At 68.6% G+C, this 12,389-nt stretch carries 12 protein-coding genes; 5 read left to right on the top strand and 7 right to left on the bottom strand.

From position 1 onward, the window contains the following. Positions 1 to 261 precede the first annotated feature (261 nt). The 3 genes from ACPXB3_RS08055 to cofC form a co-directional block, all read right to left on the bottom strand. A complete protein-coding gene (locus tag ACPXB3_RS08055) occupies positions 262 to 1,200 on the bottom strand; it encodes an NUDIX hydrolase (RefSeq protein WP_425703729.1) in 939 nt (312 codons plus the stop codon). 138 nt (positions 1,201 to 1,338) lie between these two features. Next, positions 1,339 to 3,522, bottom strand: coding sequence for an RNA degradosome polyphosphate kinase (locus ACPXB3_RS08050; RefSeq protein ID WP_425703728.1), 2,184 nt, complete (start codon positions 3,520 to 3,522; stop codon positions 1,339 to 1,341). A gap of 59 nt (positions 3,523 to 3,581) precedes the next feature. After that, complete coding sequence (gene cofC / locus ACPXB3_RS08045) at positions 3,582 to 4,295, bottom strand: 2-phospho-L-lactate guanylyltransferase (RefSeq protein WP_425727307.1); 714 nt, start codon at positions 4,293 to 4,295, stop codon at positions 3,582 to 3,584. Positions 4,296 to 4,588: 293 nt separating this feature from the next. Here cofC and ACPXB3_RS08040 point away from each other — a divergent pair, with 293 nt between their 5' ends. Beyond that, positions 4,589 to 5,596: an NAD(P)H-dependent glycerol-3-phosphate dehydrogenase gene (locus ACPXB3_RS08040; RefSeq protein WP_425727306.1), complete on the top strand. Its 1,008-nt coding sequence runs from the start codon at positions 4,589 to 4,591 to the stop codon at positions 5,594 to 5,596. 55 nt (positions 5,597 to 5,651) lie between these two features. Here the strand turns inward: ACPXB3_RS08040 and ACPXB3_RS08035 are convergent, their stop codons facing one another. Next, positions 5,652 to 6,281: a DUF3515 domain-containing protein gene (locus ACPXB3_RS08035; RefSeq protein WP_425703722.1), complete on the bottom strand. Its 630-nt coding sequence runs from the start codon at positions 6,279 to 6,281 to the stop codon at positions 5,652 to 5,654. A gap of 20 nt (positions 6,282 to 6,301) precedes the next feature. Continuing rightward, on the bottom strand, positions 6,302 to 6,547 hold the full coding sequence (locus ACPXB3_RS08030; RefSeq protein ID WP_425703720.1) for an Lrp/AsnC ligand binding domain-containing protein: 246 nt from the start codon (positions 6,545 to 6,547) through the stop codon (positions 6,302 to 6,304). Positions 6,548 to 6,706: 159 nt separating this feature from the next. Here ACPXB3_RS08030 and ACPXB3_RS08025 point away from each other — a divergent pair, with 159 nt between their 5' ends. The 3 genes from ACPXB3_RS08025 (at position 6,707) to ACPXB3_RS08015 (ending at position 9,030) form a co-directional block, all read left to right on the top strand. After that, on the top strand, positions 6,707 to 7,744 hold the full coding sequence (locus tag ACPXB3_RS08025; protein ID WP_425727305.1) for a thiamine-phosphate kinase: 1,038 nt from the start codon (positions 6,707 to 6,709) through the stop codon (positions 7,742 to 7,744). A gap of 81 nt (positions 7,745 to 7,825) precedes the next feature. Beyond that, the gene (locus ACPXB3_RS08020) at positions 7,826 to 8,347 is read left to right on the top strand and encodes a gamma carbonic anhydrase family protein (protein ID WP_425727304.1); all 522 of its coding nucleotides are present in this window, start codon (positions 7,826 to 7,828) and stop codon (positions 8,345 to 8,347) included. Positions 8,348 to 8,349: 2 nt separating this feature from the next. Beyond that, positions 8,350 to 9,030, top strand: a complete 681-nt coding sequence (locus ACPXB3_RS08015) for a uracil-DNA glycosylase (protein ID WP_425727303.1) — start codon at positions 8,350 to 8,352, stop codon at positions 9,028 to 9,030. A gap of 25 nt (positions 9,031 to 9,055) precedes the next feature. Here ACPXB3_RS08015 and ACPXB3_RS08010 read toward each other — a convergent pair whose 3' ends face one another. Together ACPXB3_RS08010 and rpmB are read right to left on the bottom strand one after the other, a co-directional pair. Then, positions 9,056 to 9,871, bottom strand: coding sequence for an enoyl-CoA hydratase/isomerase family protein (locus tag ACPXB3_RS08010; protein WP_425703713.1), 816 nt, complete (start codon positions 9,869 to 9,871; stop codon positions 9,056 to 9,058). Positions 9,872 to 9,979: 108 nt separating this feature from the next. Then, on the bottom strand, positions 9,980 to 10,171 hold the full coding sequence (gene rpmB, locus ACPXB3_RS08005; protein ID WP_005180428.1) for a 50S ribosomal protein L28: 192 nt from the start codon (positions 10,169 to 10,171) through the stop codon (positions 9,980 to 9,982). Positions 10,172 to 10,688: 517 nt separating this feature from the next. On the opposite strand from rpmB, the gene ACPXB3_RS08000 reads away from it, so the two are divergent. Then, positions 10,689 to 12,320, top strand: coding sequence for a DAK2 domain-containing protein (locus ACPXB3_RS08000; RefSeq protein WP_425703978.1), 1,632 nt, complete (start codon positions 10,689 to 10,691; stop codon positions 12,318 to 12,320). Positions 12,321 to 12,389: the final 69 nt, after the last annotated feature.

The following is a 12,389-nucleotide window of genomic DNA, read 5'->3' as shown; positions in this document are numbered from 1 at the left end:
GACCACTGCCGCGAAGAAGACCGCGGCCAAGAAGGCCCCCGCCAAGAAGGCCCCGGCCAAGACCACTGCCGCGAAGAAGACCGCGGCCAAGAAGGCCCCGGCCAAGAAGGCAACTCGGCGCTGAGCCACGGGCCGGCCGCAACAGGCCAGACCCTGAGCAACCACACTCACCCCTGACGGACTTCCCTCGTCAGGGGTGAGTTGGTGTGTGGACGGGCCGGGGGGCATCCCGGTTCAGCCCACCGCGGAGCCGGAGATGGCTCAGTGATCGAGCTTCGGCAGCGGGCTGTCGATGTGATCGGCAGCAACCAGGTGACCGGCATACGTCGAGAGAACCCAGACACTGCCCTTACGGTTGCGCGCCGCCGGCAGGGTCACGTCTTCGTGCGTCGCCCACCAATCCATCAGTGGCGGAATCACCTTGCCCTGACTGCACACTGCCCGCACCTGTCCGTCATCGAGTCCGGCAAGCCGACGAATACGATCCCGAGTCGGCACCGGATCGTCGGCGTACGCGCTCTCGGACAACGTCGGTTCTTCGATGATCGTGGCGCCGAGTCGTTCTCGCATCGGCTCGAGCGTCTGTACACACCGGACCTGATCGGCACTGTGCAATGCGATGACCCCGAACGCCGACAGCAGCGGCACCAGCGCCCGGGCCTGCTCCCGGCCAACACTGTCGAGCGGTCGCTGCCGATCCTCGCCCCGATACCGCGAGCGACTGCCGGCCCGCGCATGCCGCACCAGCAGCAGTGTCCTCAAATCCACCGGCAGGCGCGCGAACTCGCGTAACACCTTGCGGTCGAGCCGGTAACTCAGACGCTGCGTCGCCTCCTCGGCGGACAACCACTCCAAGGCGTCGACCTCGTGATTGACGTCGAAATCGCCGCCGACGGACTGCGCCGACCAGTACCGGACATGCTTGCGGCCGTTCGGCAGGTCGTAGGTCACATTCGCCAGATGCCGACCCAGACGCACCACATGCCCGGTCTCCTCGATGATCTCGCGGACGGCGGTATCGATCAACGTCTCGCCGCTTTCCACCTTGCCCTTCGGTAACGTCCAGTCGTCATAGCGGGGCCGGTGCACCAGACCGACCTGCACCGTGCCCGCCCGGGCGCGCCACAGCACCCCGCCGGCCGCCCAGACCGTCTTGGCCGCAGCATTCTTCGCGGAACCGGACTTGCCCGACTTAGACATTCCCGCGTGCACACCTCTGGTCTCGGGCAGCGTCGATGGGTATCAAGCACCCGAGTCCTGGCGGTGTCATGCGCCCGAGTCCTGGCGGTGTCATGCGCCCGAGTCCTGGCGGTGTCATGCGCCCGAGTCCTGGCGGTGTCATGCGCCCGAGTCCCGGCGGCGATTGCGGCGCATCATCTGTCGCTGGTGATCGCGCACTTCCTCGCCTGCCGCGGGGGACGCGACCCAGCTGCCGTCCGAGTGCAGCACCCAGCACCGCGTCCGGGGATCGAGCGCAGACGCGAAGACATCGTCCAGTTCGCCGGTGAGGCGTTCGTCACGCACCTGTACCATCACCTCGATACGGCGATCGAGGTTGCGGTGCATCATATCCGCGCTGCCGATCCAGTACTCCTGCTGCGCGCCGAACTGCAGAATCCGCGAGTGCTCGAGGAACTGCCCGAGAATCGAACGCACCGCGATGTTGTCGCTGACACCGGCCATGCCCGGACGCAACGCGCAGATCCCGCGCACCACGATCTGTACCGGAACCCCGTTCTGGGAGGCACGATACAGCGCATCGATGACCTGCTCGTCGACGAGAGCATTGGCCTTCAAGCGAATCCGGGCGCGCGGATCACCGTCGTGGGCGGCGGCGATCTCCCGATCGATGCGGTCGACGATCCCCGAGCGGATTCCGTGCGGAGCGACGAGGATGTTGCGGTACTCGGTCTTGCGCGAATATCCGGTGAGTGTGTTGAACAGATCCGTCAGATCGGCACCGATCTCCGGTGCGGCCGTGAGCAATCCGACGTCCTCATAGAGCCGGGCCGTCTTCGGGTTGTAGTTGCCGGTGCCGATGTGGCAGTACCGCTTGATCGTGGAGCCCTCACGACGGACGACAAGGCATGTCTTGCAATGTGTCTTCAGGCCGACCAGACCGTAGACCACGTGCACGCCCGCCTGCTCGAGTTGGCGGGCCCACTTGATGTTGGCCTGCTCGTCGAAACGCGCCTTGATCTCCACCAGCGCCACCACCTGCTTGCCCGCCTCGGCGGCATCGACCAATGCGTTGACGATCGGCGAATCACCGGACGTGCGGTACAGGGTCTGTTTGATGGCCAGCACCTGAGGATCGGCCGCGGCCTGCTCGATGAACCGTTGCACGCTCGTGGAGAACGAGTCATACGGATGATGGACGAGCACGTCACCCTCGCGCAGCGTCGAGAACACGCTCTTGGGTGTCTCGCGCTCACCGAACGCCGGATGGGTCGCCGGGACGAACGGACGGTCCTTCAGATGCGGGCGGTCGAGAGCATGGATCTCGAACAGCGACGACAGATCCAGCAGACCTGGCACCTGGATCACGTCGGCGGGATTGACGTCGAGCTCCCGCAACAGCAACTCGAGCATGTGCTCGCTCATGTCGTCGGCGACCTCGAGCCGGACCGGCGATCCGAAGCGCCGCCGGGCCAATTCACGCTCGAGAGCCTGTAGGAGATCCTCGTCCCGATCCTCCTCCACCTCGAAATCGGCGTTACGAGTGATCCGGAAAACGTGATGCTCGACGATCTCCATCTCGGGGAACAGCTGCTCCAGGTTCGCGGCGATCAGATTCTCCATCGGAAGAAACACCGCCGGGTGGTGGCCGCGATTGTCCGAGCGCGCCGCCCCGGGAGCGAGCTCGTCGACCCGCACGAAGCGATTGACGTTGTCGGGCACCTTGACTCGGGCGAAATGCTCACCGCCCTCGTTGGCGTCACGAACCGTCACCGCCAAATTCAGCGACAGCCCGGAGATATAGGGAAACGGGTGCGCCGGGTCGACGGCGAGTGGGGTGAGTACCGGGAACACCTGCTCATGGAAATACTGCACCATCCGCTTCTGCTGGTCGGCATCGAGCGCCCGCCACGTCACCACATGAATCCCGTTGTCCGCCAGGTCCGGGCGCACCGAATCGAGAAACACCCGGGCATGCCGGTCGGCAAGGGTCTGGGTGCGGCCGGCAATGCGCAGCAACTGTTCTCGCGGTGACAGGCCGTCGGCCGAGCGCACCGAGAGTCCGGTCTCGTCGCGACGTTTGAGTCCGGCGACGCGCACCATGAAGAACTCGTCGAGATTGGATGCGAAGATCGCCAGGAACTTGGCGCGTTCCAGCAGGGGCAGGGAGGTGTCCTCGGCCAGCGCGAGCACGCGCGAATTGAAGTCGAGCCAGCTGAGTTCACGGTTCAGGTACCGGTCTTCGGGTAGATCCGCGGACTCGTCGGGTGCCAGCGTGGCCGCCGGCGGTGCGCCGGGAATCGCGGTCAGTGGCTGGGTGGAGGTGTCATCGGCTGGGCTCACCGTTCAATCATGACCTATCGGTCCGGTGGGTTGCAGCCTTCACCGGTGGAGGCGACAGATCATGGGTGCTCCGCAGGGGAGTCGGGCACGCCACCCAATCCCAGCGCGCGCCGGGTGTGCGGCCCGGCGCCCAGCGCGATGGCGGCATCGAGGTCTGCGGCGGTGTCGACATCGGTACGCAGATCCGGCCAGCGCGCGTGCCCCGGATCGAGTTCGACGGCCCCACCATCGCGGTGCGCGGCGGCCGACCCGATACCGAAGCGCGGCGGCCGGTCGACGTGTGCGTGTCGCAGCAGCAGCGCCGTCCCATCACCACCGGCATCGCTGACCAACGCCTCGGCGAGATCGTTCGCCGCGTCGAGCACCTCACGAATGCTGGCTGCACGGGCGGCGGGCAGATCGGCCTGCACCATCAGCACCTGCCGCACGCCTGGCCGTTGCGCGTGAACCCACGCGGTGCCCTGCGCATACGCGTGATTGAGCGACGGATCGCTACGGGGACGTTCCCGGAGCGGTTGTGCCCCGGCCGCGGTGATCGCCGCGAGCACCTCGTCGTCGGGACTCACCACGACGATCGGCGCCAGACCTGCCGCGCGCACCGCGGCGGCGGTGTCGAGCAACATCGCAAGAACCAGTTCGCGATGCTCCGCGATCGGCATCACCGGACCGCGCGCACCGGCACCGGCGACACTTGCGCCGGGTATGGTTCCCAGCGAGGCGGCCAGCCGCGTCTTCGCGGCTGCGAGATGTTTGACCACCAGCACCGCAGCCACGCCGGAGGCCGATCCGGGTGTGTCCGAACATGTATCGTCGCGCGTTGTGTCCGGGCGTGGGCTGTCGGGGCGCCCGGTGTCCGGGCTCGCCTGTCGGTGACCGTGTCCACCTTTCACCTGTCCATGATGGACGACGTCGGTTTCCGGCGGCGCGTCGGCTGCGTCTCGGTCCGGCTTGCCCCGACGACCAGATGACCCCGATGACCCGATGCGAGCAGAACCCGATCGCGATGGTCGGTGGTTGGTGTGGGGGCTAGGGTGAAGGCCACAAGCGATCGTCGAAGGGTGTGAACGTGCGCGCTGTGGTGATGGGTGCCGGGTCGTGGGGAACGGCAACGGCGAAGGTCCTTGTCGATGCCGGGACCGAAACGGTCCTGTGGGCCCGTCGGCCGGAGCTCGCCGCGACGATCAACGCCGAACACACCAACCCCGACTACCTGGCCGGGATCGCACTGCCCGACCGACTGCGTGCCTCCAGTGAGCTCGAAGAAGTGCTGCCCGGCGCCGACATCGTAGTGTGTGCGGTGCCGTCGCAATCGTTGCGCGACAACCTATCCGCGTGGAAGCCGTATCTGGGTGCCGATGCGTCCCTGGTGTCGCTGGCCAAGGGGATCGAGACCCATTCGCTGTTGCGGATGAGCGAGGTGATCGCCGAGGTCGGCGAGGTGGGACAGAACCGGATCGCGGTGCTGACCGGGCCCAACCTTGCTCGGGAGGTCGCCGAGGGACAGCCCGCCGCGACGGTGATCGCGTGCAGCGACGAGGACCGGGCGACACAGCTGCAGGGAGCCTTCAACACCGGATACTTCCGCCCCTACACCAACACCGACGTCACCGGATGCGAGATCGGCGGGGCGGTCAAGAACGTCATCGCACTGGCCTGCGGAATGGCCAGCGGTGTCGGATTCGGACAGAACACCCTGGCGACCATCATCACGCGCGGCCTGGCCGAGACGATCCGGCTCGGCGTGGCGGTCGGCGCACGCATCGAGACGCTTGCCGGGCTGGCCGGGATCGGTGATCTCGTCGCCACCTGCTCTTCTCCCTTGTCGCGCAACCGGTCCTTCGGTGCGCGCCTCGGCGAGGGCGCCACGATGGCGCAAGCGCAGGACGCGACCAACGGGCAGGTCGCCGAGGGAGTGAAGTCCTGCACGTCGGTACGGGCGCTCGCCGAGAAGCACGGGGTCTCGATGCCGCTGACCGACGCCGTGCATGGGGTCTGCCACTCCGGGGTGTCGGTCGCCGACGCGGTGGCGTCATTGCTCGGCCGGACCACCAAGCCCGAGGTCTACCGGGACTGATCGGCCGCCGACCGGTGTACCGGGACGGCATCGACCGGGACGAGAGCTGTCGTCGCTACCCGAAATCGAGTGGGCCGGGCGGCAATACCCGACCGATGGCCGCCGACACATCGGTGATGGACGCGTTGCCGCCGGACGCCGGGACCCATAGCGCCACGTATGGCCGGTGATCGACGCAGACGTATGCCTGCCCGCGACCGTCGATGGTGTCGGTGATGAACCACTGGACCCCGTTGACCGTCTGCAGGTTGCTCGACGGCGCGAGTTCGCTCGGCCGGCCCACCCCGCAGCGAACGGTCACCGGGTCGGCGCCGTCGGATCCCGACCACGTCGCGGTGTCCCCGTCGACCTGCTTGCTGCCGAAACCGTCGAATGTGGGGGGCAGTGCGCCGAGCAACTTGGCACAGTCGGCCCCGGAGGCCGATCCGGCGGAAGCGTATGAATCGACCGGGGTTTTCGGCTGGTCGGACGACTTGAGCGCCGCGAATGTGATGAAACCGACGATGACCATCACCGGGATCGTGATGAGCGTCGCGATCAGTGCCGGACTCAGTCGCGGACCCGAACGGTGGTCGTGCCGGGTGTGGTCCTGCTCTGGCTGCTCGTGGTCGGCGGGCTCCGGTTCTGGGGTTCCAGCAGGTTCCGGCTCCGGTCCACTGCCGTGGGGCTCATCGGGCGAACTCACATGCCCACCCTAGTGGGCCCTCAGTGCGCGGCTGTCACCACCGGGCAGGTGAGGGTGCGGGTGATGCCGTCGACCTTCTGGATCTGCGGGACCACATCGTTGCTCAGGTGTGCGGCGTCGGCGGCGTCGACGCGGACGATCACATCGTAGGGCCCGCTGACCTCTTCGGACGATGCGACGCCCGAGATCTCTGCGATGGTCGCCGCTGCCAGAGCTGCACGTCCGACCTCGGTCTGGATCAGTATGTATGCCTGAACCACGGCCATCCTCTCCACATCTGCCACGTCGCGGGAATCGGGCTGATGACCCCGCAGGCGGTGTCGCGCTGACCGGGACGCAGTCCCGCAACCACTACACTGCTGGCACACATTGTCGCCGACAACCCCCTGCGTGGCGAGTCGGCAGCGCGAACGAGGGGAGTCGAGGTGCCATCGGACGACCTCGGCGCACCCACCGGGCCGGATGTGGACCGGGCGAAGTCGCTGGGCGAGGTGGGTGAGCGGGCGGTGATCGCGATGCTCACCGGCGCGGCGACCGGTGACCGTGAACTGCCCGGCGGCGGCGACATCGTGATCGGGTCGGGCGATGACGCCGCGGTCTTCGACGTCGGGCCGACGGTCATCAGCACCGACACCGCCGTGCAGGACAGGCACTTCCGGCTCGACTGGTCGACCCCACAACAGATCGGGGCCCGCACCGTCGTACAGAGCGCCGCCGACATCACCGCGATGGGCGGACGGACGGTGGGCGTCGTCGTCGCCCTGGCCTGCCCGCCCCGCACGACCGTGGGCTGGCTCGCAGATCTCAACGGCGGCATCGTCGCCGCCACCCACCGACTGGGTGCCCGGGTTCTCGGCGGCGACCTCGTCGCCGCGGACGAGGTGATGGTGAGCATCACGTCGGTCGGGGCGCTCGACGGTCGCACTCCGGTGACGTTGTCGGGGGCACGTCCGGGCGATGTGCTGGCCGTCAGCGGCCCACTCGGGACGGCCGCTGCCGGTTTCGCGGTCCTCTCCCGGTCCGGGTCGCCGCCGATGGCCCGCTGGCAGCGTGAGCGGGACCCGAGGGCCGAGGTGGTGTCGGCCTTCCTCCTGCCCGAACCGGATGCGCGCCAAGGTGTGGTGGCGGCGCGGGCAGGTGCACATGCCATGACCGACATCTCCGACGGGCTCGTCGAAGAGTTGCTGACGATTGCCAATTCGTCGGATGTGGCGCTGGCGGTGACCGGTGCCGCCGTGCCGCGCCGCGCCGCGGTCGACGACGTCGCGAGACTGCTCGACGCCGACGCGCGGACCTGGGCACTCACCGGCGGTGAGGATCACGAACTGCTCGTCGCGATCGAATCCGATGCGGTGCCGCCCGGGTGGACCGTGATCGGTGCGGTCGAGGCGGGGCCGGCACACGTCACCATCGATGGGCGCGACATCAGCGGGCTCAGCGGCTGGCGCGCCTTCGCCGAGTGATCGCACCGCGCGGACTCGAACGCCGGTGTCCACCAAGGGGCCAGGGCCGCCGGCACCTCCGGCGGTGATTAGATTCCCCCTATGGCGATCTACGCACTCGACGACCGAGAACCGGAACTGGGAAACGACGTCTACGTCCACCCGGACGCGACCGTCATCGGTGCGGTGACACTCGCCGATGGTGTCTCGGTCTGGCCGGGGGCGGTGCTGCGCGGGGATTACGGCACCATCACCATCGGGGCCCGCACCAACATCCAGGACGGCACCGTCATCCATTGCACGCCCATCCATCCCACCGTCATCGGTGCCGGATGCGTCGTCGGGCACAACGCGCACATCGAGGGTTCGACGATCGGCGATGACGTGCTGATCGCGTCCGGATCGGTGGTACTCAACGGATCCGCGATCGGTGATGGTGCGATCGTCGGTGCCGGTGCGGTCGTGCCCTTCGACGCACAGATCCCGCCCCGGCGGATGGCGCTCGGTGTCCCGGCGCGCGTGCGCGAGGGATACGAGGTGCCCGCCGATCACCTCGAGCTCAATGTCGAGATGTATTTCCAGAACGCCCAGTACTACCGGAAATCGCTGCGGAGGCTCGACTGAGTATGGCGCCCAAGCGACTTCCCGAACTCGTCGATCCCGGATGGGGCGATGCCCTCGAACCGGTGGCCGACGTCGTGGCCCAGATGGGGCAGTTCCTGCGTGCCGAAAGCGAGGCCGGACGCAGTTATCTGCCCGCGGGGGAGAACGTGCTGCGCGCGTTCTCCCATCCGTTCGACGATGTCCGGGTGCTCATCGTCGGCCAGGACCCCTATCCCACTCCGGGGCATGCGGTCGGCCTGAGTTTCTCGGTGGCGCCGGAGGTTTCGCCCCTCCCGCGCTCATTGGGCAACATCTACACCGAGTACTGCGCAGATCTGGGTTACCCACGTCCGGCCAACGGCGATCTGACTCCGTGGGCACGCTCGGGTGTTCTGCTGCTCAACCGGGTGCTCACCGTGTCGCCCGGTGAACCCGCGTCGCATCGGGGCAAGGGCTGGGAGAAGGTCACCGAATGCGCCATCAAGGCGCTCGTCGCCCGCGACGAGCCGCTCGTGGCGATCCTCTGGGGCCGTGACGCAGCCGGACTGCAACAGTGGATGCCCGACGTGCCTGTCATCGTCTCGGCCCATCCGTCGCCGCTGTCGGCGAGCCGCGGGTTCTTCGGGTCGCGGCCGTTCTCCCGGGCGAACGACGAACTCGAGGACCTCGGCGGCGAGCCCGTCGACTGGCGATTACCGTCCTGAGCGGGTGCGGTTGCCCGCGCCCGGTTCACCGGGTCTGTGCACGCACCGCGGCGTAGTCCGGGGCACGTTTGCCGATGAACGCGTCGACCCCCTCGACGCCCTCCGCGTCGCCGCTGCGCGCGGCGATCGAATTGGCTTCGGCAACAAGCTGTTCGGCCAGTGACGTGGTCGCCGACGCGGTGAGCAGCCGGCGGGTTGCGGCCAGCGCCGACCGTGGTCCGGCCGCAAGTTTCTCCGCCGTGGCGCGCGCCTGCGCCGTCACCTGCGCGTCGTCGACGACCCGCGACAGGATGCCGAGGGACACCGCTTCGTCGGCGTCGAGTACCCGATCGGTGAGGATGATCTCCCGGGCCCGGGCGGCGCCGACCACGCGGGGCAGGGTCCAGGACATGCCGCCGTCGGGGGTGAGGCCGATTCCGGGATAGGCAGGGCGCAGCCGTGTTCGGCTACCGCCGATCGCGACGTCGGCGTGGAGCACGATGCTCATGCCGGCGCCGGCGGCCCAACCGGTCACCGCGGCGACGACGGGCCGGTCGGCGGCGGCCAGCGCGAGGATGAAGATGTGGAGATCGTTCGCGATCTGCTGTAGGTAGGCGGGTCTGTTCTCGGCGGTGGCGAAAGCCCGGACATTGCCGCCGGCGCAGAAATTCGCCCCGGTACCGATCAGCAGGATCGCGCCGGCCGCACGTTCCCCGCGGGCGATCTCGCCGAGCGCCGCGGCGCCCTCGATCACCGCCCGGTCGTCGAGTGAGGTGCCGGCCGCGGCGCTGGACACGGCGATGGTCAGGACGTCGCCGGACTGGATGACGGGGGAGGGAGGGGTATCGGTACTCGCGGTCATGGCGGTCACCGTAACGCGAACACGAAAAAGACCCGACGCCGGGCCGAGCGTTTGCTCGGTCGGGTCGGGTCTCGCAGCCATCAAGGCCGGTCGTCGACCGGCTCGAGATCAGGCGAGCGTCGTCTTGCCGGCCTTCAGGCAGGAGGTGCACACGTTCTTGCGCTTGCGGTTGCCGGGTGCGACCTCGACGCGAACCGACTGAATATTCGGGTTCCACCGGCGGTTGGTGCGGCGGTGCGAGTGCGAAACGGACTTGCCGAAGCCCGGACCCTTGCCGCAGACGTCACAGACGGCAGCCATATCGAACTCCTCGGGGTGAGTGGGTGTGGTTCTCGGTCAGCCTGCCGCAGCTGCGGGCGTCCGGGACGGGGTACGACGATGTGTACATCCGGTGACGGAGCCACGTTCGCGGCAAGGCAACCCTGCAAGAATAGCGGGAGCGGTGCCGACGACCAAATCCGGCCGATGGTCGCCCGCGGGGTCGGTCGGTGCAGATCGGTCGGTGCAGATCCGGCGGTGCCGGATTCGTCCGCGGCCACGAGTAACCTCGAACACAGTTGTGGGGGCCGGGGCCGACCACCGGCCGGGTGGGTGGCCCACCGAGGCAGGGCGCGGGGGCGGGGGGTGGGGGGCGGGGTGGGTGCGCGGGGCCGCCGCCCCCGCGGCGGCGCCGGCCGGGGCCGCGCCCCCCCGACCCCCCCACCCCCGTGGGCGCCCCCCCCCCCCACAACCGGACTGTTGGATGGCCCACCGATGGTGGGCGCGGTGTCGGTGGGAGGTGGTCGTGGTGGCGTTCGAGGGTGGCATCACACAGACCATGAGTCCGCAGCTGCTGCGGGACTGGGCCGCGGCCACTGCCGATGCGCTCGACGCCGCACGGGGTGAGATCAATGATCTCAACGTCTTTCCCATCCCCGATTCCGACACCGGCAGCAACATGGCCCACACCATGCGGGCGGCCGCCGACGCCGCGGCCGCGTTATCCGAGGGCGCCGACATCGCGACCGTCGCGCGCGCATTGGCCGATGCCGCGGTCGGCGCGGCGCGCGGCAATTCCGGGATCATCCTCTCGCAAGTACTCGTGGGTGTGGCCGATGCGGTCGAGGTCGCCGCGCCCGGGGAGCTCTCGTTGTCCTACCTCACCGGTGCCGGATTGCGGCTGGCCGGACTGGCCGCCCGCCGGGCGGTCAGCGAGCCACGCGAGGGCACCGTGCTGACCGTCATCTCCGTCGCAGCCCGGACCGCTGCCGACCATGCCGAGGACTCGCCCGGCGATCTCGTCCGGGCGATCGCCGACGCCGCCGCCGAAGCACTCGACGAGACCACCGACCAACTTCCCGAGCTCGCGCACGCCGGTGTCGTCGACGCGGGCGCGCGTGGATTCCTGGTCCTGCTGGACTCGCTGGTCGCGGTCATCACCGGGGTGTCGGCGCGTCGCCGAAGCTACCGCGGCACGCTGACGGGCGGCGGTCGGCCCGGCCACCCCGCGGACACGCCCTGTACTGAATCCTCGGAGATGGATTTCGAGGTGATGTACCTCCTCGACGGTGGCGCCGGCGAACTCATCGGAAAACTGCGCACCGATCTCGAGGCGATCGGCGATGCCGTCGTCATCGTCGGTGACAGTTCCAGCGGTGATGGTGAACGCTTCTCGGTACACGTGCACACCTGCGATCCCGGCAAGGCGGTGCAGGTGGGTCTGGTCGTCGGACAGATGTCGGACATCCGGATCAGCTGCTTCGCCCTCGACGCCATCCGTTCGCAGGTCGACACCGCCGAGCCGCCGCCGCGGTTCAAACGCGCCGTCGTCGCGGTGGTGCGGGGTGAGGGGGCGGCGGCATTGTTCACCGAAGCCGGCGCGGCGGTGGTGCGCGCCGACGACGGCGTCGGCACCGACGAGCTGGCCCAGGCGATCCGCGACACCGATGCCGCCCACGTCATCGTGATGGCCAACGGTGCGATGACCAGCCAGGACCTCGTCTCCGTGGCCGCCGACGTCCGCTCGCAACAGCGGTCGGTGGTGTCCCTGCCGACCCTGTCGATGGCGCAGTGCCTGGCCGCGCTGGCCGTCCACGATCCCACCGCGTCGGCCGACGCCGACGCCTACGCGATGGCCGAGGCGGCCGCGGGCGCCCGCTGGGGCTCGTTGCGGCGTGCCCACACCAAGGTGATGACGCTGGCGGGCACCTGCGAGGTCGGTGACATCCTCGGTTTCATCGGCTCCGACGTGCTGGTGATCGCTCCGGACCAGATCGAGGCGGGCACCGCGCTGCTGGACCTGATGCTCGCGACCGGTGGGGAGATGGTGACCGTCCTGGCCGGCTCCGACGTCGACGAGGCCGCCCTGGACTCCCTGCGCGAACACATGCGACGCAACTATGCCGGAATCGAACTCGCCGTGTATCCCACCGGCCAGCATGACGATCTGATCCAGGTCGGGATCGAGTAGTGGCCGCACACTCACCCGACCGCCCGGGTTCCGGTGGTGCTCCAGACCCCGGGGAATGTCCGGAAGCGA

The organism is Gordonia sp. DT219 (assembly GCF_049847065.1).
Classification (GTDB): domain Bacteria; phylum Actinomycetota; class Actinomycetes; order Mycobacteriales; family Mycobacteriaceae; genus Gordonia.
This window is presented reverse-complemented; position numbering and strand designations above follow the sequence as displayed.